Raw genomic sequence first — 22,297 nt, 5'->3', positions numbered from 1 at the left:
TGAAGCATCTTCGCAAAAACTCGCACAACCGCTTGCCAGTCAAGGCTTTGAGCTGTTTTTGTCTTTGCTGTATCTCTCAGCGACTTGTACTATGATACACGCTCTTCTTTTATTTGTCAACACTTTTTTCTAAAAAATCAGGCCTATTGACTCTCTAGCAAATCAACAGGCCTTTTCGTACGTTATTTATTGAACGGGCACCATAATGATACTTACAGGCAGGTTGGATGCCCCTGGCGGGGAATATTCAATCCATACCGATTTATCGGCACGGTATACTCCCAAATCAGCCAATTCAGCGGATTTGGTTAAAACCACAATTCCCTTTTCGCGCAATTCTTCCTGCTCTTGTGTTTCCGTTGGTGTATTATCACCAAAATAAATCTGCCCCTGCGGCGTTGGCAGCATATCCGGGCCGATTTCGCCATACTTCATGCGCACCGCGCCAGCATATACCCCGCCCAACGGGCACAAATAATACTGCACTTTGCAATCGCCAGCCGTCGGAACCTGAATACGGTAGACGATTCCATAGTTCCCTTCATCTTTGACGGCACTTCCATCGGTAGCATCGATTCCTTCCCGGTATTTATCCCGCTTGTCATCGGCCAGCGGAAAATACATTATGCCATCCGTCTCTGGATGATATTCTCTAGCCGAGGTCATAACCCGATTCATTCCGGTATACGTCCCCCGCAAGCGCATCGCATCTTTTGGCAGTATCGGCAAATTCCTCGATTCCGTAACCGGGTCTCCATAAGCATCGAGCATCAATACACTCACTTTTACCGGATGGTCGGCATAGAAGTCATACATGCCCGACACCAATTGCCCCGGCTGCAAAAGAATGGTATTCATATCCTCTTGCAATAATTTTGCCACACCCTCTCCCAGAACAATCTTCTGGTCCATCGGCTGGCCAAAGTACTGCATTTGTACTGCTTTTCCCACTTTCATATAGTTGGCACTTGGAGCCCCGCTGCCACCACGGGTAATATGAATGACATTTGTGCCCTCGTATTTATTCTCCAATACGACTGCTATCTTTTTCGGCTCACTCGTATTGTTTAAATGATAATAGAGTACCCGGACATCGCCACTCACGGTGTCCTGATACAAAATGCCATTTTGCTCAACATACTCCGGACTGTCTGAAAAGAGCAGAGTACCGCCCTCATCTTTTGACACCATCGGCAGCTCATGCATAACATTGGATGGTTTTACCCATGGTTTCTTCGCCGGTTTATTTTGGCTGTTTAATATCGCCTTGATTCGCTCTTTGATGTTCACGTTTTTTGTCGTCCCACTGTTTTCTTTTACGGACTCTGTATGTACTACTGTCGTTCCCTTGTGACCCACCACGCGCTCTGATGCCATTGCCGTCATAGGAACAGCGCATAACAAGGCCACGGCGGCCGCTCCTAGCATTATTTTTCTTGCCTGCTTAATTTTCTTCACGCCCCCTCAATCAATGCTGACGTATCCCGAGCTTTGTCATAACCGCCGCCTTCAGCAGGCGCAGCTTGAATTCAGCCAAGCCAAAGCGCGGGTGCGGAATATTGGTCCGCTGCAACAGATACGGATTCGTTTCAAAGGTGTTCAGGCCGGCATCGCCTGTCACAGCCGTAAGGTATTCGTTCTCCTTGAGCATCTCGGGCATCTCGGGCGAAAATTCACCATTCGGATACGAGAAAGAAAATACCGTCCGTATACCATTCCACTCCATCAGCAATTTGGAAAGTTTCATCTCTTCCAATTGTTTTTCGTGGTCCAAATGCGTCAGCGGCTGATGATTCGCCGTATGGCTGCCGATTTCTACCCCATGGTCCTGCAATTCCCGCAGTTCATCCCAGGTAAGATAATTGGGACGGCCGATGCTGTTGGTCGCCATGTAGACAACGGCTTTCATATTATGCGCTTCAAGTATCGGCAGCATCGTCGTGTAGTTATTTTCATAACCGTCATCAAAAGACAGGATAATCGGCTTCTCCGGTAAATCCAGCTTTCCTTTTTTCGCTTTCATGAATTCCAGCGGCGTAATCGTCGTATACCCCTGCTGCTGGAGATAATCCAGCTGCTGGCGAAAATCTTCCGGCGGTACATTATACGTCCAGCCTTCTTCGGGGTCTACTTCCGACACCATGTGATATTCCAGAATCGGCACGCCAGCTGGCATCGGCCCCAGCAGCAGCCAGCCCAGGAAAACCAGCAGCAAGACTGCAGCTGCCAGTATGATTCGTTTGATTGAACGCAACAAAAATCCTTCTTCCTAAAAAATATTACTCCTGCGAAAGCTCCTCGGCTAATTCGCGCAGTTTTCGCATGCGGTGATTCATTCCAGATTTGCTGACACCAAGCATATCTGCCAGCTCTGTCAAACTCGCATCCGGATGCTTCAAGCGCAGCTCTGCCGTCGCCCGCAATTTGGCCGGCAGCTTGACGGCCGCTTCCTGCAGCCGCTTTATATACTCCAGCTGACGCCCGGCGGCATCCACAGTTTTCTGCAGATTAGCCGTCTCACAATTTACCAGCCGGTTGACCTGCTCGCGAACTTCCTTGACATTCCGGGCCACTTCAAATGCTTCTACCGCTTCATCGGCCTGAATCATCGCCAAAAAATCCATGACGGCATCGCCTTCTTTTAAATAGACGACGTAATCCTCTTTCCGATCGGTAAAGCCAACGGGAAAGCCCATCCGCTTCAGCAGGGTGTTCAAAAGGTTTCCCAGCCCATAACTGCCTGTCACAAGTTCCAGATGATAACTGGCCTCGGGCCGGTTCACGCTGCCGCCGCCCTGAAAAGCGCCGCGCAAATACGCCACCCGGCAGCAGGCTTTTCGCAAAAGCGCCATATCGGTTGTCATGTTGAGACTGTCATCCTGCAGAAAGCCCAATTTTTCCAGCAACTCGGCCACGTTGGGTGACGGTACGACGCGCACCGTATAATTGTTGTTTTTATTCAGCTGGCGCGAACGGCGCACGGTTATCTCCGTCCGGATATCGCCGCCCTCACTTTTCAGCAGCTGCAGCGTCTTACGCGCCACGGCTGCGTTCTTCGTGGTGAAGTTCATCCCAAACGTGCGGCGCAAGCCAAACGTAATCGTTGCTCCCATGCGCAGCAAGGCTGCTAGTTCCGCCGTGCGGCAGCAGCTCTGCTCATAGTTCAAGCGGGCCAGCTCATTTTTTACCTCCGTCGCAAATGACGGCATAGCAGCTCACTCCTATATCCTTATCGTTACCTGGTTCAATGATTTTTGACATCGAACCCTTTGAGTGCACTGGGCTGCAAGCGATAAACCATCTGCATGACACTGCGGGACAATTTGTCCGGGTCATGACGGATTACATCCGTCTCGTTGATGATATCCGCTTTGACAAATCCTACGCCCAGCGCATTGATGGCTTCCTCATCCACTTCGACCGGATAAGCGCCCTTCTTGGCATAAAATGCCTGCATATCGGAGGAAATCGGGGTGCTGTTGACCAGCATATAATCGATAACGCCCCGGCCGCCATGTTCAATAATGGCCTTGGCATGCATCGACGCCGTATAGCCATCCGTCTCGCCCGGCTGGGTCATGACATTGCAGATATAGATTTTCACGGCCTTGCTTTTGCGCAGTGCCTCGGCCACGCCATCTACCAGCAGATTCGGCATAATACTCGTGTAGAGGCTGCCTGGGCCAAGGATAATGGCATCTGCTGAGGTCAGTGCATCAAGGGCCGACTGTACCGGCTGGACGTGCTCCGGGAACAGCCGGACACGATGAATCCGCTTATGGACTTCTGGGATATTCGACTCACCCTCGACGACCGTGCCGTCTTCCATTATGGCATCGAGCCGCACATGGTCCTTGGATGCCGGCAATACCTGCCCCTTGACCGCCAATACCTTGGACGACTCCTTCAAGGCCTGCTCCACATCCCCCGTGACTTCATTCATCGCGGCAATAAACAGGTTGCCAAAACTATGTCCTGCCAATTCGCTTTCCCCGCGGAAGCGGTACTGGAACAGTTTTTCCATCAAAGGCTCGGTATCCGCCAAAGCGACCAGGCAGTTGCGCAAATCCCCCGGCGGAATGATTCCGAGTTCCTCACGCAAACGCCCCGAAGAACCGCCATCATCGGCTACGGTAACCACCGCCGTCACATTGCTGGTGGCGGATTTTATGCCCCGAAGCAATACGGACAGGCCATGGCCGCCACCCACAACGGTAACCGACGGCCCTTTACCCAGGCGGCGTTTTTCGTAGATGATATCCACCAAACGCTCCGAGTTGTCCGGCAGCAGTACCGTGATGACCGAACGGATGACAAAACGGGTTGCCACCAGCATCAGCACGGCGCCCAATACTACTACAGCAATGCCGATAAGCGTGGAAAACATGTAGTTATAACTGCCCTTCCACAGATATACGGCCCGGAAAATCGCCTCTTCGATATAATCCAGATATTTATAGTTAAAAATAAGTGCCAACCCCAGGCTGACCAGCATAACACCAGCGGAAAAGAGCAACAGCCATCGCTTGAATTTCATGCCGGGGTAAAGCCATTTCAATAAATGCATAGCTCTTTAACACTCCTCACGCACATGCTCGCGGACATCATTTTTCATGAGGTCGCGATGCTCTATCTTCACGGGATACCCTTTTGCCGCCAGCCGGTCATAGATGTGTTTGGCCGTAAAGACACTGCGGTGCATGCCGCCAGTGCAGCCCACGGCAATAACCAGCTGACTCTTTCCCTCTTTGACATACTGCGGCACCAAAAAGTCGAGCATCCCATCCAAGTGTTTCAAAAACTCCTGCGTTACCGGCCATTTGGCAATGTATTCGGCAACCTCGGGAACCGCGCCACTCTTGTGGCGCATGGATTCAATATAGAAGGGATTCGGCAGGAACCGCACATCCAGGACCAAATCCGCATCGAGCGGCATGCCGAACTTGAACCCAAACGACAGCACATTGATGCTCATCTGCTCGCCTTCATTCGTTCCGAACAGGCGGTGAATCTTATCCCGCAGCTCAACTTTCTTGAGCTCTGAGGTATCGATGATATAAGTCGCCTTGGCTCTTGCCGGTGCCAGCCGTTCGCGCTCCTTGGCAATGCCATCGGAAATGCGGGAAGACGGCGCCATGGGATGACGGCGGCGCGTTTCCTTATAGCGGCGGATAATCACCGGGTCGGAGGCATCCATAAACAGCATCTCATAAGGGACATCATCCCGGTCCATGTCATCCAGCGTATGGATAAAGGTGTCAAAAAACTCGCGGCTCCGCGTATCCACCACCAATACCACCTTGCCGACATGACCGCCGGCATGTTTGCAAAGTTCTACGAATTTCGGAATAAACACGGCCGGCAGATTATCCACTACAAAATAGCCGAGGTCTTCCATATACCGGCAAGCCTGCGTTTTACCGCCGCCCGACATACCAGTAACAATAACCAGCCGGAATTTATCTTCTTTTTTCAGCTGTTCATTGACAGCCTCTAATTCTTTATCCATCATTTCACCTTCTAGCCCAAAGATTGAATCACGCGTTTACTGCTGTTCCAAAACAAAGCGTTGTACGGCTTCGGCCCAGCCATTTTCTGCACAGGTCCCGGTCTCGTAGTCGCAGACCTTCTTGACAGCCTCCACGGCATTTCCCATCGCCACCGAATGACCAGCGGCCTTTAGCATCGGCAAGTCATTTTCCGCATCACCGATTGCCATGGTGTCAGCAATGGAAATTCCCAGGCGCTCGGCCAGATTGCGGATTCCCGCGGCCTTGCTGACACCCGGATTGATGATTTCCGCATACTGCGCCTTGGAACGCACCGGCGAAAGCACCTCGCCAAAAACCGACCGGAGCTCGGCTATGCGCGCATCGGTCTCGGCCGCGCCATCGGTAATCGAAAGCAGCTTGCATACTGCCGCGGTGTGCTCCTTTAAGCCGTCCCAGCCAACGGCATGGCCTTTTATCTGCTGGTCTGCCTCGTATGCTTTGGCATACTTGTTGCGTTCTGCATAATACAACTCATCCTGACTGTAAATCTGCAGATACCAGTCCTTCTCCCGGCAGTAATCAATCACCCGGCACACAAGGTCTGGTGCCAGATAGTTGCTATAGAGCACTTCGCCGGCCACGGTCTTTATCAAAGCACCATTATAGGTAATGATGGGAACATCGACGCCCAACGCCTTTGCCACCGGCAAAGCAGCCTTGTACATGCGGCCCGTGGCAATCGTCACCGTCACTCCGGCACTCACAGCCGACTGCGCGGCTTTTATATTTTCATCCGATACCTGCTGGCCGCTCGGCAGCAGCGTACCATCCAAATCGGTCACAAAAAGCTTGATTGACATTTCTTTTCCTCCTCAATACTGGGGATAAAATCTCAACCCTATTGTCTCACATCAGCAGAAAATTGCAAGTGGCTGACGCTTCTCCTTGAAAAAAGCTCTTTTATATAAGATAATAAGACTACCAATAGAAATCAATGAGCCGGAAAGGACGTTTTCCATGGAAAAGAAAGTAATTACCCATCAGTGCAGCTTCTGTAAGCGCACCATTAAAGTCCGTGACCAATACGATATGCCGATATACGACCCGAGCACCGGTTTTGCCATCTGCAAAAACTGCGTACGCGAAATCAACCACTTCCTGGACGAACACGAAGAGGCTGCTCAGCAGGAAGAAACCAAGGCTTTTGCTGGCCAGCTTGACGATATACTGGCTCAGAACAAGCCGCATATCATCAAACAGTACCTTGATGAATACATCATCAATCAGGACCGCGCCAAGAAAATCCTTTCGGTCGCCGTCTACAACCACTATAAGCGCATGAAATACGGCTATCTCAATGACGATGGCACGGAAATCGAAAAGTCCAACGTCATCATGCTCGGCCCATCGGGCTGCGGCAAAACGGCCCTGCTCTCGCACCTGTCGAAACTGCTCGACATCCCCTTCGCGGTGACAGATGCGTCGAGTCTCACTGAGGCCGGTTTCGTCGGTGCCGACGTAGAAGTCGCAGTCCGCAACCTTTACTATGCCGCTGACAAAGACATCGAAAAGGCTGAGCACGGCATCATCTACCTCGATGAATTCGATAAGATTGCCCGCAAATCCGGTGCCAACAACTCGATTACCGCTGACCCGGGACACGAAGGCGTTCAGCAGGCACTCCTCAAGATGCTCGAAGGCAGCGTCGTCGAATTCACCTCCCGCGGCCAGCGCAAACACCCGGAAGCACCGACCATCAAGGTCGACACCCGCAACATCCTGTTCATCGTCGGCGGCGCTTTTGTCGGCATCGATGACGTTATCGCCAAGCGCCTTTCCAAGACCAGCTCCATCGGCTTTGGTGCTGACGTACAGGGCAAGGACGACAAACCGAAGTTTGACGAACTCATCCACAAAGTCCGCCCGGAAGACCTCATGCAGTATGGTATCATTCCGGAAATCATCGGCCGTCTCCCAGTCATCTGCACCCTCGAAACCCTCGACGAAGATGCCCTGCTGCGCATCCTGACCGAGCCTAAGAACGCTCCGGTCAAGCAGTATGAGAAACTGCTGGCCATGGACCATGTCCAGCTCGAATTCGAAGAAGACGCCCTGCGCGCCGTAGCCAAGAAAGCGATCGAGCGCAAGACCGGCGCCCGTTCGCTCAAGGGCATCATCGAAGATGTCATGCTCGACATCATGTTTGATATCCCGAAATCCGATGAGCCGCGCAAGGTCATCATCACCAAAGACTGCATCGAAAACGGTGCCAAACCGACGGTAGAAAAACTCGATAAGTAAAGACTACCAAAAGAGCCGTTGACTCCCTCCGGGGTCAACGGCTCTTTCGTTATCTGTCAGACTGTCTGCCTTAGATATCCATCGGCACAATATTTTCCTGTTTCATAAACTGCGACAATTTCTGGATGCCTGCCATGACCTCCTGATAATTTTCCGGCGTCAGCGACTGCGGGCCATCGGAAAGGGCTTTGGCCGGATTCGGATGAACCTCCATCATGAGCCCGTCGGCACCAGCGGCAACAGCAGCAAAAGCCATCGGTTTTACCATGCGCCATTTGCCCGTACCATGGCTCGGGTCGACGATGATAGGCAGATGGGAAAGGTGCTTGACCGCCGCCACAGCACTGAGGTCAAGCGTGTTGCGCGTATACGTCTCATAGGTGCGGATGCCGCGCTCACATAAGACGACATTCGGATTGCCTTCATTCATGATATACTCAGCCGCATTGAGCCATTCATCAATCGTAGCGGCCAGACCGCGCTTCAGCAAAACCGGTTTGCCACAGCGGCCCACTTCCTTGAGCAGGCCAAAATTCTGCATATTGCGCGCACCGACCTGAAGCATATCCGCGTATTCTGCTACGCCATCAATAGCTTCGACCGTCGTAACCTCGGTAACGACGCGCAGTCCGGTGCGCTCACGCGCCTCGGCCAGATACTTGAGTCCCTGTTCCTCCAAGCCCTGGAAGGAATACGGCGAAGTACGCGGCTTATAAGCACCGCCGCGCAAAAACTGTGCGCCTGCTGCCTTGACGATTTCCGCCGCCTCAAAGAGCTGCTCCTTCGACTCTACGGCGCAGGGTCCTGCCATAACTACCGGAGTTCCGTCACCAATCTTCACACCAGCAACATCGATAACACTGCTCTGCGGATGAAACTCACGGCTGGCCAATTTATAACTCTTGGAAATGGACACCGTCTTTTCTACCCCTGGCAGGGCATCAATCGGCACACTGGCCAGTCTTGTCTTATCGCCGATAACCCCGACGATTTTCTGCTGACTGCCTTCCATGACCTTGGCCTCAAGCCCAGCTCCATTGACCGCCTCGATAACCCCTTTTATTTCTGCTGCCGTCGCATCGACATTCATGATGATAACCATAGCTATACCCCTTCTCGTCTTTATTCTACTGTATATACTGGAAACGTCCCCAAATTCTTGAGCCAGATACTCTTCTTCGCCACAGCTTCAATCGACTCCTGCAAAGCCTGTTCGTCCGGCGTATACTCCAAATCAAAAAAGAAAATATACGCCCCGAGTTCCGTGCGCGCCGGTCTCGACTCAATACGGGTCATATTGATGCCCCTCTCCGCAAATTCCTTGAGCACATCGTAAAGCGCACCGGCCTTCTGGCCATCAATCTGGCAAATAATCAAGACCTTTTCCTTCGGCAAAACCGGATTGCCCGTGCCACGGCGGCGGACCTGAAAGAATCTGGTGCAGTTTGCCATGTTGTCTTGAATCTCGGCCGCAACGGTGTGCAGGCCATTGAGCTCACCAGCCCGGGCCGTACAGATAGCCGCCCAGCCTGACGACGCCGATTCGGCGGCCACCAGCTCTGCCGCCCGGGCCGTGCTGGAAACCTTGACAATCTCTGCCTGCGGGTAATGCTGCTGCAAATACGCCCGGCACTGAGAAATCGGCTGAGGATGCGAATACACGCGCCGGATTGTTTCCGCCCCGCACTTGGCCATCAGCTGATTGTGCACCGGCCAGATAAGTTCCCGGGCAACCTCTAACGTCTCACTGCGGGCCAGCGTATCCAGTGTTATATTGATGGCTCCCTCCAGCGAATTTTCCACGGGAACCAGCGCCGTATCCAGGCGTCCCTCATCTACTTCCTGAAGGCATTCAAAGAGGTCCGGAACCGTCACCAGCTCATACGGCGTATCGAGCCTCTCATTCAAATAACTGGCGGCCGCCTCGCTATGGGTTCCCTTCGGACCAAGCACCCCCATCTTTATGCTCATTCCATCCTCCTCCTGAACGGTCAACGTATCAAAAAAGCCCCATCCTCTAAAGGACGGAGCTTGATGTATCGTCAATTCCTTTAAAATTGATAATATCATAACATAATACGCATTAATCAGCAAGAGAAAAATAAACAGTTACAAAAAATGTTTTTCAGTAAAACACAAGTGTATTAAAGATTATCTTTCAACTTCATGAGGTCAGGACACAAATCCCCGATGGAACTGGCCAAATCCTCTTTGGGCTGGAGAATATCCAATACTGGCTGCATCGTAGCCCGGAATTTCTCATCATCCTGCATGAGCACCAGAATCGCGCTGGTGTTGATTGCATCCGCCAGTGCCGTATGCTGCGTGCCCTCAAACTGATGATCCATTGCCCCCAAAGCATGCTTAAGGGCCAGGCTGTTGTGGAGCCCCAGCCGGTTGTCAAACTCCTGCTGCAAGTCTACCCAGCGCTCATCGAGCCACTTCACATCAAAATCCGGCATCTTGAACCGGCACTCTTTTTTGAGCTGTTTGATATCGGACATACTCCAGGAATAGATTTTAGTTTCCGTTTCCCCAATCCAGTCCACGAAATTCTGGAAGCAGACCTCATAGGCCTCCTTGCCCTCCACCATCGCCTGGGTAATGCCGGTAAGATTGGTGATGTGTTTTTTTATCGGGCCATAGGCCGGAGCTACATAGCACTGAAATTCCGCTTCCTGCTCAAAATTTTCATCGAGGCGCACCGCACCAAACTCAATGACTTCCTCATTCATTTTGCGGCGCACGTCGCGGAATTCCCGGCTCACTGGATTCATTTCCAAGTCTACGACCACGTATTTCATCTGTATCCCCCGTACTTTCTGTCGATTACTTCTATCTCCTTTTATTCTACGTGATTCCCGCGTTTTCTTCAATAGGATTCTATGCTATCATAAAAGAGATTTCCCTTTGACAGAAAGGACACATGATGAAAAATTACCGCCTGTATTTATTCGATTTCGACTATACGCTCGTCAACTCCGAATCAGCCATTTTAAAATGCTTTCATATCACCTTGGACAAAACCGGCTGGCCGCAGCGCGCCGATGAAGATATCCGCCGCACGATTGGGCTTCCCATGATGGATGCCATCAAGGAAGTCATCCAATCCCAGGATGAAGACGCCGCCCGCGCCTTCCTGGAAATCTACAAACACGAAGCCGACCAGTATATGACCGCTGGCACGCACTTCTTCCCCCACACCATCGCTGTCCTGCGGGCACTGCGTGAAGCAGGGGCCAAAATTGGCATTATCTCCAGCAAGACCCGCCACCGCATTCAGGAAAAATTTGATGCGGACGGCGTCCCGGAACTCATCGACCGCATCATCGGCAGCGATGATGTCACGGCGCACAAGCCATCCCCCGAAGGGATATTTAAAGCCCTGGACTACTTCCAGATTTCCAAGAACCAGGTGCTCTACACCGGTGACAGCTACGTCGATGCCGGTGCCGCCCAAAACGCCGGCGTCGACTTCGCCGCCGTAACCACCGGAACCACTACAGCCAAAGAATTTGAAGCCTATCCCCATGTCAAAATCATGCAGGATATTGGCGAATTGGTTGACTAAAAGAAAAAGAGGCCTTAACGGCCTCTCCTTTTATCTGGATTACATTAACATACTTGCCGCTGCACTCCGGCTGTGGTTATTGATACCGCCCAAAGCGCCAACCGTCTGCTGGCTAAGGCTCTGCAAACCCTGCTTGATAGCGAAAAGTGCCATCTGCTCCTGAGTGTTGGAGCTGGCAAGGTTTACCGATTCTTTTGCAATATCCGTACCATCCATCGTCGTTGCCGTAGCTTCGAGATTTTCCTGCGTCGTCGTATAATTCGAAGACTGATAGGTAAGTCCCTGCTGTGCAGCACCAATGCTGGTAGCCTGATCCGTAGCGGCATTGAGTGCACTGTCGACTTTATCGAGGGCATCGCTGATAGACGATGCATCGGTCAAATCAATGGTGCTCTTTCCCTCACTGTCCGTAAGGCCAAGGCCATGGGACGTCATGTCGCCAAGATTCACCGTGTTGTAGCCGTTTTCACCAGCTACCGTCAACGACTGCGTGCCATCAAGCAAGCGCTTGCCGTTGTACGTTACCGAGGCATTGTCATCAATAGAAGCAATGGTCTGCTCCACCGATTTCTGCAGTGCAGCGCGGTCGCTGTTCGCGTTGGTGCCATTAGCTGCTTCCAGCAGTGTGGAGCGAAGAGAAGTCAGGTTGCTGACCGTCTCATTGACTGCCCCTGCAGCCGTAGACAACATGGAATTTGCCGTCTGCGAATTGCTATTGGACTGAGATACTGCCCCGATGTTGGAGTACGTGCGCTGAATAATCGCATAGTCAGATGGACCGTACGACGCACTAGGATGCGAAGAACCCGTAGCAATCTTTTGGACGCTGCTGCTCTGCGCACCATGAACCTTATTCAGCGAGTTGAGTGAGCTGTTAAGCCCATTCATAATGCCGGTAATGCTCATAAGCATTCTCCTTTCTCTTCATTTTCCCAAAACCTTATCCGGGAGCTGCCGATTTTGGCGTAATCTCTCCCACTTACATTATATAGGAAAAGACTCCCCCTCTGCAATATGATTTCGCATCTTTTATCCGCTACCAACGCTAGACCATAATCTTGACTAAATCTCCAAAATTGCTATAATCTAAGTATGAAGAGTAATTAGACAACACAAAAGAGCAAGCCACAATGACGGCTGCCCAGTGTTGTAGCTATATAAGAACTACAGCTTTTGCAGAAGCTGATAGCTCGTTTGAAGAAATGTGCTTATTTTTGTGAAGGACCGCCTGGTGGGGCGGTTTTTTCATGCCCAAAAACATATTTCAACCCACGACCAACCAACGTGATACCTGCCAGATACAGCACATTGTTAGCTATATGCACATTAAATATGCCTAGCCCCGCAAAGGTCAGTATCAGCAAACACCAAACGATTATTATCGTTGCCATTATTTGCCGCCAAGTCGGGTTGGGGAAGACTGTCTTTATCAGCTGAATCAGATAGCCTTGCTTGTGCATGAACCATGCACCTCCTTCCGTTCTGGAGTTTCCTCCTTTCCGGATAGTGTCTCTATATAAAAACACCGGAGTCCCAACAGCCGTCATTGCTCCGTACCAATCATGGTTACTTGCTCTGCGTACATTATACCGATACGCCTATATAAAGTCAAAAGCTCCATCATTTAACTACTAGCTGTACTGATGGAGCTTTTTCTCATGGTAGTTTATCGAAAATCGAATTTATCTTTATGGGTTCCCCACTCAATTCCACCTGACAGCGAGCCTGTATACATCACAATCACCACATCCGGTTTATGTGTAGCAATATAAGTTTTAACACTGCCAGTGAAATGACGCACATCAAGAGTCATTAAATTACGGATTCCCAAAGCCAAAAAGGGTGCCATCGTATCACAGAATGAGTCTCTAATTAACAAAACCTTTTTATCGGTTACCGGAAGCAGCAAATTTTCAATATTCATGACCTGTCTATCACCATAACCATACATGCCATACGGATTCAGATGATAATAATCACACCGCTCCACACGCGTCTTATCATAAGCAAGTTCAAAATCTCCAGTATCGTGAATGTTTTTTTCTGGAATGTCTAATGTGATTTTCGTAGCGAATTTCGGATGTAATATTGCAAAATTATCCGGCAATGCCCTAGACAAGGTAACTCTTTTCCCCTCACTCCCTAAAAAGAACTCCGGCAACACCTCCACATCAAAATCATGTAAATCATAGTGCTGACCATCTACCGGAATACCATACTCACATAATCTTTCTCCCACTACTTTCGCCGCCCGCAAGGCAGTCTCCGGCTTCCAGTGATGATCCGTACGAAAGAAGTATTCATGATAACTTAATTGCTCCGCCTGTGCCCAACTATGCAAGTCCTGTCGCAAATCCATAGTTGCTATACTACGTGCCTGCAACTGTCCCAACAAATCATCACAATTCTGATTAGAAAAATCAAACATGCCATTAATACCACAATCCCCATAGGGATCTACCTTAAAAGGTGCCTGAATATATATAAACCGCCCTCCATTTGCCTCCACATTTTGCGCTAACTCAATTAAGGAATCTGCTTTTTCTCGGATAGCGCTGCTATCTTTCGGATAAACGAATGACCAATAGCCATTTCCTAACGATATCACTTCCTGCTGGGGGCTAATTAACCCCCAGCCGATTTTTTCTGTATATCCACGCCCAGCCTCTGCCAGTTTATAATAGCCAAGCAAGTATTTGCTCGTCCAATCGCCGATTTTCTTTTCGACTTGTTCGGCTTTATCCTCTATTTTCCTTGTAGTCAACCATTCCTTCTTTTTCACACGATCAATATCAGAAAACGGATATGCTTTCTCCCAATCAATTTTTCTATCAACTTCTTTCTTCTCCATTTGCAAATCGGCATTATCATAGAGAATTGTCTGCGTAACCACATTATCCATATGCGCCCGCTTAACCATGATATGAGTTGTCCCCAATCGCATAAACACAGTCAACATTACCATCACCAGCAAGCCAGATGCACAAAGCATCAGCCCCTGCCGAATATTAAACTTTCGCATCCCTGCTCCTCCTTAGAAATTGAAGTAAATAAATGGATTATAGCTGGCACTTACCGTAACCACTAAGGTCAACAAGAATAATCCCAACGTCGCCACTGGCTCGATATTTTCCACAAACCTGCCACCATGTTTTTTCAACCATGGCACCACCGGCAAGGAAAAGATAATGCCTGTCAACAGTACACTGGCAGTCTGACTGAAATAAAGCCAGAAATATTCATCCGCAAGACCAATACTCCCTATACCAAACAACATACCGATGTAATGCAAGCCTGCACCAAGGTTTGCCGAACGGAACATTACCCAACCCACCATAACCGCCACCAAGGCATATACATGCGCAAAAATCCCCAGTTTTTCTGGCAAATGGGTAAATTTTTCCAACAGCAAAAGGACAAAATAAAACAAGCCCCAAACCAAGAATGTATAGTTGGCTCCATGCCAAATACCAGTCAATGCCCACACAGCAAAAAGGTTCAGCACCCAGTGCCACTTGGGACAACGATTGCCTCCCAAGGGAATATAGACATAATCGCGGAACCATGAGCCCAGAGAAATATGCCAACGCCGCCAAAATTCCGTAGCACTTCGGGCAATATATGGATAATTGAAGTTCTCGGCAAAATGGAAACCAAACATTCGCCCTAATCCAATAGCCATATCCGAGTAACCGGAAAAGTCAAAGTATATCTGCAAAGTATAGGCAATCGCACCTAGCCATGCCGTCCCCACAGAAAGGCTTCCCTCCATGGCAAAAACGGTATCTGCCAGCTGCCCCATATAATTGGCAATCAACACTTTTTTCGCCAAGCCATAGATAAAACGCATCATGCCTTCACTAAAGTCTGTAAGGTTTTCCCGACGTCCCATGATTTCTGCAGCAATGGCATCATAGCGCACGATTGGCCCCGCAATGAGCTGCGGGAACAGCGCCACGTAAAGCCCCAGGTTCAGGATATTCCTCTGAGCCACAGCCTTGCCATAGTAAACGTCAAAAAGATACGACAAAAGTTGAAACGTGAAAAAGGAAATACCAATGGGCAGAGCAATAGCAAAGCCCTCCAAACGCCCCACCAATAGCCCCAACTGTCCCAACACAAAAGTCAGATACTTAAAGACAAAGAGCAAACCCACATGAAAAGTCACACCTGCTCCTAGCCACCACTTGCGCCTTGTCCCTTGCAAATGCCGTCCCACCAGATACCCAACGCCAATGGACAAAAGCATCAGGAACACAAACACTGGCTCTCCCCATGCGTAGAACAATAAACTAACCAACAGCAGGAAAACATTGCGACATCGTCTTCCCTTTATCCAAGGATTGTAATATATACACAAAGTCAACGGCAGAAACAGGAATAAAAACACTGTGGATGAAAAAACCAAACAGAACGCCTCCCATAGCACTTAGTGGTAAATTTTTCTATCATTCCCTTAACTTAGTATATCTATATTTTAGGATTTTTCAATGTATAAATTCCTGTTTCATCACTTTTTGAAGTAGAAATCTCCTTCTTTGCTAGACTTAAAGGCAAAAGGAGATTTACCGATGTTTACAAAGCGACTACGGGCACTACGCGAAGATTCTGACATAAAACAAAAAGAAATCGCTGAAGCCCTGCAAATAAAGCCCAATACCTACAATCGATATGAGTGTGGCGTCAATGAACCAGATATTGACATGCTGATAAAGTTAGCCGATTACTTTGAAGTGTCCTTAGACTTTCTACTGGACCATCACCCAAAAGATCCCAACACTTTGCCCGATTTAACTAATTTCCTGCGTAATGGAGACTATCAAATTTTCGGACGTCCCCCTACCGATGAAGAGCGGCAAAAGTTATCAGCCGTAGTAGAACTGTTTTTCAAAACACCATAATGCAAGAATTTTTACGCATACCACCGTGTGCAAAATTCTTGCATTTTCTTCCCAAAGATGCTAAACTATAAAAGTCGATGCGGGTATAGTTCATCGGTAGAATGCCAGCTTCCCAAGCTAGAGAGGTGGGTTCGATTCCCATTACCCGCTCCAATTGAAATTTTAACTCCATGGCGTTCGTCATGGAGTTTTTTTGTTACCATTTTTCTGGAGGTACTATTATGCGTTTCCGTCGTTCTCTTTTGGCTGCGTCGCTCAGCTGCAGCCTGCTGGCCGTAAGTTTCCAGCCATCTGTCACCGAAGCCGCTTCCGCGTCTCCTCAGGTGGCCAGCACGCCGGTTGCCAACCGCACGCTGCCGGACCGTCCGGACTTTTCGAAAGAAATGCCCGGAGATGTCAATAAAAAAGCGATTTCCCAGGTGCATTGGAAAATCGCACCGGCTTTTAATTCACCGATGATGACCGTCGATGCAGCTCCCGACACGATTTCCATTATGGGGCCTGCCGAGGCCACGCAGGAACAGATGATAAGCTTCATCAAAAAGCACAATGCCAAACCGAAGCTTACCTGCAGTGTTGAAGATATCGTAAACTACTACTATCAGGAAGCCGGCCGCGAAGGCATCCGCCCGGACGTTGCTTTATGCCAGGCCATCAAGGAAACGGGTTTCTTTGGCTACGGCGGCGACGTTTCGCCTAAGCAGAATAACTTCTGTGGTCTCGGCGCCACGGGCAATCACGAACCCGGCCACAGCTTTGCCACGGCACAGCTTGGCGTCCGCGCGCATATCCAGCACCTGCTGGCCTACACCCGCGTAGAAAAACCGTCCATCGCCATTGTCGACCCCCGCTACTGGCATGTAGTCCGCAACCGCCCGGACCTTCACGGCAAAGTCCTCAAATGGACTGGCCTCAACGGTGCCTGGGCCGTTCCGGGCAAAAACTACGGTCAGGAAATCTTGAGCCTCTGGCGTCAGGCACAGGCACCAGACGCATCGGATGCCGCGCTCGATGCCGGCAACCGCAAAGTCAAGAGCGCCCCCGATGAGGCTTCCTCCTACATTTACCGCGGCATTGTCTGGTATAACCGCGGCGATTATACCGCTGCCCTCAAGGATTTCTCCCAAGCCATGGTCTTTGAACCGCAGTCTGGCGAAGCCCTTTATAACCATGCCCTCACCGCCGGCAAACTCGGCAATAAAAAACTCGCCCGCAAGGACTACGATACTCTGCTGACGATTACGCCAAACCTCAATCAGGGATGGTTCAACCGCGGCCTGATGCGTTTCGAAGCCAAAGATTACACGGGAGCCATCGCCGATATGGAACAGCTCCTGCAAATCGAAGACCGTTCGGCCGACGCCCGCAATCTGATTGGCGTCGCCCACATCCAGCAGAAGAAATACAGCAACGCCTGGAAGGACTTTTACGAGGCTGCTGCCATCAACTCAGCCAATATGAATGTCCTTGCTAACCAGTTCATCATGGAAGCTTGTCTCAAAAAATAATTGTTTTTTCTTGTTTCTTCTGAAGCATTCGTCCAAGCTTTCCCCAAGCTATTGAACCAGTACATCTCCTATGATAGGCTGAACTCAGCAATAATTAAAGGAGATGGCCATGATGTATTTTCTCGGTTTTGATGTCGGCGGCAGCAGCGTAAAATTTGCCGTCCTTGATGAATGCGGCAAATTTTACGACCGCGGTTCCTTCCGGACTCCGGAAACACTGGATGACTTCTATACCCAGCTGGCGATTGCCAAGAACAAGCTGGCCGAGCGGTATACCCTCACCGGCATTGGCTTTTCCATGCCTGGTGCGGTAAATGGAACGACCGGCATTATCGGTGGCAGCAGCGCGCTCCCCTATATCCATGACTTTCCCATCCTGCCCGAGCTTGAAAAGAAGCTCGGCCTGCCAGCTGCGATGGAAAATGATGCCAACTGCGCAGCCCTGGGCGAAGTCTGGACCGGCGCAGGCAAGGACTATCAGGATGTTGCCTTTTTCGTCCTTGGCACCGGTGTTGGCGGTGCCCTCGTCCACAATAAGGAAATCATTCATGGCGCCCATCTTCACGGCGGTGAATTCGGTTATATTTATGTAAGCGAACGTAAAAACATCCTGAGTGAAAGCGGCTGTTCCGGGGCGCTGGTCCGCCAGCTGTCCGCCCAACGTCAAATTTTCCCCGACGAACTGGACGGACAAAAAATCTACGCCATGGCCGAAGCCGGCGACAAAGATGCCCAGCAATACATCGAAAATATGTATGAATATCTGGCCCGCGCCATCTACAATATCCAGTACATCTTTGACCCGGAAGCCTTCCTGCTTGGTGGTGCAATCAGCTCCCGCGCGGATTTGATTCCAAACATCGAGAAACATCTCGACCACATCATCCGCGATGCCGAAGTAGCCCGCATCCGCCCGCACATCATCGCCTGCCAGCACGGAAACGACGCCAACCTGCTCGGTGCCATTTCCAACCTCATGGCAAAACACAATTTCTGACAGAAAACGACCCTGCCGCAAGATTTTGCGGCAGGGTCGTTTTGTCACTCCTGCGATACAGAAACCAGCCCCAACTGCTGCATGACTTCCTGTACTTTCTCCATATTGATTGGCTTAGACGCATAGGCATCACAGCCACAGGTAAACGCCTGATCGACATAGTCCACATCGGCAATCGCCGTCATCATGATGATTTTCATGCGCTGTTCCGGCGGAACTTTATACTGCTGTTCAAGCCCGCGGATAACCTTTAGCACCTTAAAGCCATCGACCTTCGGCATCATGATATCCAAACAGAGCAAATCATATGGCTCCTTCTGCTTTATCGCCTCGAGGATCAAATCCAGCGTTTCCATGCCATCCGAAGCCGAATCACAGCTCCCATAATCCTTCATGAATTCCTCGAGGAAAGTCCGGCTGAGCCGGTCATCTTCCGCAATCAGTATCTTCATGGCTACCCCTCCACCTCGGGTTTGTCTCCCCATTCGCTCTGCTCCAGCTTATGCAGGCAATACTTCATAAGTGCTTCTACTTCTGCCTCATCTTCATCCCTAAGGACCTCCGGCCGTTCCGGTACCGCCGTTGGCTTCCGGAACGCAAACAATTCTCCGATCAAGCGGACCAATTCATCTGCACTCTTCTTCGCATTCTGCCAATACCGCTGCTGCTTCTCCGTCAAGGTTTCTCTGCCCATCAGTTCCAGCATACCGGTAATCCCGTTTATCGCGGTGCGGATTTCGTGATTCTTGTGCGACAAGAACTGCTGCTTCATCTCTTCCGCCTCATCGGCCCTGGCTTGCGCCTGTCCGAGCCGGCGTTCATCGTCCTTACGGTCCGTATCATCCGTCAGCACGATGAGAATCCGTTTCCCCGCCGGGCTTTTTATCTGCGAAACGCTAAGCCGCAGCCAAACGCCCCGGCTGCGGCGTGCGCTATACATTCTAACGGTAAACTCGCTGCTAAACGAATCCTCCATGATTGCCGCTTCAAGATTCTTGCGTACCGGGCAGTGGCGGCAAACACCCCCATGACCACAGCCACGCTCCAAACTGTTCTCACAATGAAAAGCATCCCCAAACTGTAGGTTCAAACATGCATCACGGGTGTTTTCCATAATAGCAAGACCAGCACGATTGATATCAAGAATCTCCCCTGACTCATTGAGAAGGCAAATCCCCTCACTGATATGCCCCATGATTTCCTGAAGTATATCCGCCCCGAAAGCTTCATCGCCCATCTCGCTTGACCTCCTTCATCAGTTGACTTTGATGGTATTTCCTCTTATCATCCAAGCACAGCTGACTGGAATCAAACCTGTTATCCAGCCACATTATCTATTTTTATCATACTACAAAAAAAATGACCTGTATAGAAAAATAAAATCTCCGCTGGCCCTCATGGGCCAACGGAGATTTTCCTTCGCAGACAGCTGCCAAAGCACCTGCTTCTCACAGCGTAAATTTGCTGATTTCTGTTTGCATATCGGTCGCCATCTTTGCCAGTGCCTGGGAGGCGGCTGCTATCTCTTCATTCGAGGCCGACTGTTCTTCAGTAGCTGCCGAAATCACCTGGGTACTATTAGCCGTCTTGCGGCTGATAGTATCGATATTGTCCACCGCTTCAACAATATGCTCCGCACCACCGGTTACCGTCTTGACCGAGTTGTTTATCTCTGCCATCTGGTCGTTGATGCCATTGACCATCCCAAGAATATCGGAGAAATGAGCACCGACTTCACGAATGGCCGCCGTACCGGTTTTCACTTCATCGGTTCCAGCCTGCATGGATTCCACGGCTTCGGCGGTATCCTTTTGAATCGAGGCAATGCGTGCCTTAATCTCTTCGGCCGACTCCTGCGACTCCGCCGCCAGCTTGCGGACTTCTTCCGCTACGACGGCAAAGCCGCGCCCATGCTCACCGGCACGGGCTGCCTCAATAGCCGCATTGAGCGACAAGAGATTCGTCTGCTGCGAAATGGAGGAAATCGCCTCGACAATCTGGCCAATCTGCTGGCTGTTCTCGCCAAGCTTGCGCACTACATCGGCCGAGGCGATGACACTCGACTCGATGTTGCCCATGCGCGAAACAGCCTGTTCCATAAGCGCGGCGCCCTTTTGTGCCGCCTCAGCCGTCTGGTTCGAGGTATCCGATACCAGGCGGGCCTTATCCGCCATAGCCGTAATATCGCGGAAGACCACATCGACGTTTTCCTTGGCTCCATTGATATCCTCAAGCTGCTGATTCATACCTGCCGAGACTTCGCCCACCGTCTCAGCTACATGTACTGACGCATCGGCTGACTGCTGCGCATTGGCCGTAAGTTCCTCCGCCGATGCCGCCACCTGTTCCGACGTCGTAGCCATGCGTGAGATGAGCGCGCGCAAACTGCCGCTCATCTTGTTGAACGCATTGGTCAGCGACCCGATTTCATCGGAGGAAGTAACAGCCAGGTCTTCCAGCTGAAGGTTGCCGTCAGCCAGCTGGGTTGCGTGATGCTCCAGCCCGGAAATCGGCGTCGTGATTTTATTGGCAAATGCCAGGCAGACAAAAATCGTCAGGAACAAGCCGGCAATCGTCAAAATGCCATAGACCATTTTCAAATGGTTGAGTGCCGCAAAGACGAAATCACTTGGTACGGCCAGGCCAATATACCAGCCGGTACTCGGGAGTTTCTGATAGGCGTAAACATAGTCCGTTCCCTTGCTCGTCACCTCAAAGAATCCCTTGTCATTTTTCATAATCTCATCAAAATGAGCGCCAAAGCCATCGACGTTCTTAAAGCTGTCCATAGCCTTTTCGTCGCCGGCACTGGCAAGGATGTTGCCATCTTTATCAAACAAATAGCCGATTCCCTCGCCATGATACTTCATATCACCGATCTGCTCTTCTAAGGTATCAAGCGATATATCCGTGCAGACTGCACCGATGAAATTCCCATCAGCCTTAATCGGCGCCGCTGCTGAGACAATCAATTTCCCCGTGACATTGTCGACATAAACCTCCGTAAAGATCGGCTTATCCGCAGCTTTGGCATCTTTATACCAGGGACGCTGCCGCGGGTCCTTTTTGCCGGTAAAATCACCGCCATTATAGGTATAGAAATAGCCATCCTCCAGGCCTGCCGCCTGGTCCAAGAGCTCCTTATCCGATACCGTCGTGCCCAGCGTTGCCTTAGCTTTCAGCTGTTCAGTATCGCCATTGAGACTTGTCATGTGATTGGCCGTTGCAATCGCAAAGGATTCCTTGGATACCAGCCAGCCGTCAATCCGGTTTACCTTTGCAATAACCGACGACCGGAGTCCGCTGTCAACGCTTTCGCGCAGCGAGGTGCTGGCCATGTAATAACCGCTTACGGACACAATTGCCAGCAGCACACCCACCAGTCCGGCCAGTATCAAAAATTTCTGTTTCAATCCCATAGTTTTCCCCCTTTTCTCTTTGCCTAGTCGTTAACATCCCTCTATTTAGTATTTTAATAAGTTCTTGTTATTTTTTTTATTTCCTGCCTACAGACACAAAAAAGCCTG

Annotated in this window: 21 protein-coding genes and 1 tRNA gene; 6 read left to right on the top strand and 16 right to left on the bottom strand. The window is 50.4% G+C overall.

Annotation, left to right across the window (positions count from 1 at the left end; all coding sequences use genetic code 11):
- Nucleotides 1–186 precede the first annotated feature (186 nt).
- Genes FZ040_RS12765 through FZ040_RS12740 form a run of 6 tightly spaced genes read right to left on the bottom strand, consistent with a single transcriptional unit; the run spans nt 187 to nt 6,352 of the window.
- Nucleotides 187–1,458, bottom strand: coding sequence for a copper amine oxidase (locus FZ040_RS12765; RefSeq protein WP_255448892.1), 1,272 nt, complete (start codon nt 1,456–1,458; stop codon nt 187–189).
- Between the two features lie 10 nt (nt 1,459–1,468).
- Nucleotides 1,469–2,254 (bottom strand): polysaccharide deacetylase family protein, encoded by a 786-nt coding sequence (locus FZ040_RS12760; protein ID WP_439653920.1) that lies wholly within the window; start codon nt 2,252–2,254, stop codon nt 1,469–1,471.
- Nucleotides 2,255–2,279: 25 nt separating this feature from the next.
- Nucleotides 2,280–3,209 carry a DNA-binding protein WhiA gene (gene whiA / locus FZ040_RS12755; RefSeq protein ID WP_149172347.1) on the bottom strand — a complete coding sequence of 310 codons (930 nt, stop codon included), beginning with the start codon at nt 3,207–3,209 and terminating at the stop codon, nt 2,280–2,282.
- 35 nt (nt 3,210–3,244) lie between these two features.
- A complete protein-coding gene (locus FZ040_RS12750) occupies nt 3,245–4,567 on the bottom strand; it encodes a gluconeogenesis factor YvcK family protein (protein WP_149172346.1) in 1,323 nt (440 codons plus the stop codon).
- Nucleotides 4,568–4,573: 6 nt separating this feature from the next.
- On the bottom strand, nt 4,574–5,509 hold the full coding sequence (gene rapZ, locus FZ040_RS12745; protein WP_187620341.1) for an RNase adapter RapZ: 936 nt from the start codon (nt 5,507–5,509) through the stop codon (nt 4,574–4,576).
- 36 nt (nt 5,510–5,545) lie between these two features.
- The gene (locus tag FZ040_RS12740; protein ID WP_149172345.1) at nt 5,546–6,352 is read right to left on the bottom strand and encodes a Cof-type HAD-IIB family hydrolase; all 807 of its coding nucleotides are present in this window, start codon (nt 6,350–6,352) and stop codon (nt 5,546–5,548) included.
- Between the two features lie 157 nt (nt 6,353–6,509).
- On the opposite strand from FZ040_RS12740, the gene clpX reads away from it, so the two are divergent.
- Nucleotides 6,510–7,793: an ATP-dependent Clp protease ATP-binding subunit ClpX gene (gene clpX, locus FZ040_RS12735; protein WP_149172344.1), complete on the top strand. Its 1,284-nt coding sequence runs from the start codon at nt 6,510–6,512 to the stop codon at nt 7,791–7,793.
- Between the two features lie 70 nt (nt 7,794–7,863).
- Here the strand turns inward: clpX and aroF are convergent, their stop codons facing one another.
- The 3 genes from aroF to FZ040_RS12720 form a co-directional block, all read right to left on the bottom strand.
- Entirely contained in the window at nt 7,864–8,895 is a 1,032-nt protein-coding gene (aroF, locus tag FZ040_RS12730) for a 3-deoxy-7-phosphoheptulonate synthase (protein WP_149172343.1), read from the bottom strand.
- A gap of 20 nt (nt 8,896–8,915) precedes the next feature.
- Entirely contained in the window at nt 8,916–9,764 is an 849-nt protein-coding gene (gene pheA, locus FZ040_RS12725) for a prephenate dehydratase (protein WP_149172342.1), read from the bottom strand.
- A gap of 173 nt (nt 9,765–9,937) precedes the next feature.
- Nucleotides 9,938–10,597, bottom strand: a complete 660-nt coding sequence (locus tag FZ040_RS12720) for a 3'-5' exonuclease (RefSeq protein ID WP_149172341.1) — start codon at nt 10,595–10,597, stop codon at nt 9,938–9,940.
- Between the two features lie 122 nt (nt 10,598–10,719).
- Here FZ040_RS12720 and FZ040_RS12715 point away from each other — a divergent pair, with 122 nt between their 5' ends.
- Nucleotides 10,720–11,364: an HAD family hydrolase gene (locus FZ040_RS12715; protein WP_255448891.1), complete on the top strand. Its 645-nt coding sequence runs from the start codon at nt 10,720–10,722 to the stop codon at nt 11,362–11,364.
- 39 nt (nt 11,365–11,403) lie between these two features.
- Here FZ040_RS12715 and FZ040_RS12710 read toward each other — a convergent pair whose 3' ends face one another.
- The 4 genes from FZ040_RS12710 to FZ040_RS12695 form a co-directional block, all read right to left on the bottom strand.
- Nucleotides 11,404–12,270, bottom strand: a complete 867-nt coding sequence (locus FZ040_RS12710; RefSeq protein ID WP_149172340.1) for a flagellin — start codon at nt 12,268–12,270, stop codon at nt 11,404–11,406.
- A 302-nt stretch (nt 12,271–12,572) separates the two neighbouring features.
- Complete coding sequence (locus FZ040_RS12705; RefSeq protein ID WP_149172339.1) at nt 12,573–12,824, bottom strand: hypothetical protein; 252 nt, start codon at nt 12,822–12,824, stop codon at nt 12,573–12,575.
- Nucleotides 12,825–13,030: 206 nt separating this feature from the next.
- Nucleotides 13,031–14,386 carry an alginate O-acetyltransferase AlgX-related protein gene (locus FZ040_RS12700; RefSeq protein WP_149172338.1) on the bottom strand — a complete coding sequence of 452 codons (1,356 nt, stop codon included), beginning with the start codon at nt 14,384–14,386 and terminating at the stop codon, nt 13,031–13,033.
- A 12-nt stretch (nt 14,387–14,398) separates the two neighbouring features.
- Nucleotides 14,399–15,628, bottom strand: coding sequence for an MBOAT family O-acyltransferase (locus FZ040_RS12695; protein ID WP_255448890.1), 1,230 nt, complete (start codon nt 15,626–15,628; stop codon nt 14,399–14,401).
- A gap of 307 nt (nt 15,629–15,935) precedes the next feature.
- Here FZ040_RS12695 and FZ040_RS12690 point away from each other — a divergent pair, with 307 nt between their 5' ends.
- From FZ040_RS12690 to FZ040_RS12675, 4 genes are all read left to right on the top strand, one after another.
- Complete coding sequence (locus FZ040_RS12690; protein ID WP_149172336.1) at nt 15,936–16,265, top strand: helix-turn-helix domain-containing protein; 330 nt, start codon at nt 15,936–15,938, stop codon at nt 16,263–16,265.
- A 79-nt stretch (nt 16,266–16,344) separates the two neighbouring features.
- Nucleotides 16,345–16,418 (top strand) — tRNA-Gly (locus tag FZ040_RS12685).
- Between the two features lie 68 nt (nt 16,419–16,486).
- Nucleotides 16,487–17,773: a glucosaminidase domain-containing protein gene (locus tag FZ040_RS12680; RefSeq protein WP_149172335.1), complete on the top strand. Its 1,287-nt coding sequence runs from the start codon at nt 16,487–16,489 to the stop codon at nt 17,771–17,773.
- 109 nt (nt 17,774–17,882) lie between these two features.
- Nucleotides 17,883–18,770: an ROK family protein gene (locus tag FZ040_RS12675; RefSeq protein ID WP_255448889.1), complete on the top strand. Its 888-nt coding sequence runs from the start codon at nt 17,883–17,885 to the stop codon at nt 18,768–18,770.
- A 44-nt stretch (nt 18,771–18,814) separates the two neighbouring features.
- On the opposite strand, the gene FZ040_RS12670 is transcribed toward FZ040_RS12675, so the two are convergent.
- From FZ040_RS12670 to FZ040_RS12660, 3 genes are all read right to left on the bottom strand, one after another.
- On the bottom strand, nt 18,815–19,222 hold the full coding sequence (locus tag FZ040_RS12670; RefSeq protein WP_149172334.1) for a response regulator: 408 nt from the start codon (nt 19,220–19,222) through the stop codon (nt 18,815–18,817).
- A gap of 2 nt (nt 19,223–19,224) precedes the next feature.
- Nucleotides 19,225–20,007: a histidine kinase dimerization/phospho-acceptor domain-containing protein gene (locus FZ040_RS12665; RefSeq protein WP_149172333.1), complete on the bottom strand. Its 783-nt coding sequence runs from the start codon at nt 20,005–20,007 to the stop codon at nt 19,225–19,227.
- Between the two features lie 211 nt (nt 20,008–20,218).
- Nucleotides 20,219–22,189, bottom strand: coding sequence for a methyl-accepting chemotaxis protein (locus FZ040_RS12660; RefSeq protein WP_149172332.1), 1,971 nt, complete (start codon nt 22,187–22,189; stop codon nt 20,219–20,221).
- Nucleotides 22,190–22,297: the final 108 nt, after the last annotated feature.

The sequence above is a fragment of the Pseudoselenomonas ruminis genome (assembly GCF_008271295.1).
Taxonomy (GTDB): domain Bacteria; phylum Bacillota; class Negativicutes; order Selenomonadales; family Selenomonadaceae; genus Selenomonas_A; species Selenomonas_A ruminis.
This window is presented reverse-complemented; position numbering and strand designations above follow the sequence as displayed.

Excerpts from the sequence above, each read along its gene's own strand:
- FZ040_RS12750 (WP_149172346.1), bottom strand. The coding sequence starts at position 4,567 with ATGCATTTATTGAAATGGCTTTACCCCGGCATGAAATTCAAGCGATGG.
- aroF (WP_149172343.1), bottom strand. The coding sequence starts at position 8,895 with ATGGTTATCATCATGAATGTCGATGCGACGGCAGCAGAAATAAAAGGG.
- FZ040_RS12715 (WP_255448891.1), top strand. The coding sequence starts at position 10,720 with ATGATGAAAAATTACCGCCTGTATTTATTCGATTTCGACTATACGCTC.
- rapZ (WP_187620341.1), bottom strand. The coding sequence starts at position 5,509 with ATGGATAAAGAATTAGAGGCTGTCAATGAACAGCTGAAAAAAGAAGAT.
- FZ040_RS12680 (WP_149172335.1), top strand. The coding sequence starts at position 16,487 with ATGCGTTTCCGTCGTTCTCTTTTGGCTGCGTCGCTCAGCTGCAGCCTG.
- FZ040_RS12670 (WP_149172334.1), bottom strand. The coding sequence starts at position 19,222 with ATGAAGATACTGATTGCGGAAGATGACCGGCTCAGCCGGACTTTCCTC.
- clpX (WP_149172344.1), top strand. The coding sequence starts at position 6,510 with ATGGAAAAGAAAGTAATTACCCATCAGTGCAGCTTCTGTAAGCGCACC.
- pheA (WP_149172342.1), bottom strand. The coding sequence starts at position 9,764 with ATGAGCATAAAGATGGGGGTGCTTGGTCCGAAGGGAACCCATAGCGAG.
- FZ040_RS12675 (WP_255448889.1), top strand. The coding sequence starts at position 17,883 with ATGATGTATTTTCTCGGTTTTGATGTCGGCGGCAGCAGCGTAAAATTT.
- FZ040_RS12740 (WP_149172345.1), bottom strand. The coding sequence starts at position 6,352 with ATGTCAATCAAGCTTTTTGTGACCGATTTGGATGGTACGCTGCTGCCG.
- FZ040_RS12660 (WP_149172332.1), bottom strand. The coding sequence starts at position 22,189 with ATGGGATTGAAACAGAAATTTTTGATACTGGCCGGACTGGTGGGTGTG.
- FZ040_RS12705 (WP_149172339.1), bottom strand. The coding sequence starts at position 12,824 with ATGCACAAGCAAGGCTATCTGATTCAGCTGATAAAGACAGTCTTCCCC.
- FZ040_RS12690 (WP_149172336.1), top strand. The coding sequence starts at position 15,936 with ATGTTTACAAAGCGACTACGGGCACTACGCGAAGATTCTGACATAAAA.
- FZ040_RS12720 (WP_149172341.1), bottom strand. The coding sequence starts at position 10,597 with ATGAAATACGTGGTCGTAGACTTGGAAATGAATCCAGTGAGCCGGGAA.
- FZ040_RS12710 (WP_149172340.1), bottom strand. The coding sequence starts at position 12,270 with ATGAGCATTACCGGCATTATGAATGGGCTTAACAGCTCACTCAACTCG.
- FZ040_RS12700 (WP_149172338.1), bottom strand. The coding sequence starts at position 14,386 with ATGCGAAAGTTTAATATTCGGCAGGGGCTGATGCTTTGTGCATCTGGC.
- whiA (WP_149172347.1), bottom strand. The coding sequence starts at position 3,209 with ATGCCGTCATTTGCGACGGAGGTAAAAAATGAGCTGGCCCGCTTGAAC.
- FZ040_RS12665 (WP_149172333.1), bottom strand. The coding sequence starts at position 20,007 with ATGGGCGATGAAGCTTTCGGGGCGGATATACTTCAGGAAATCATGGGG.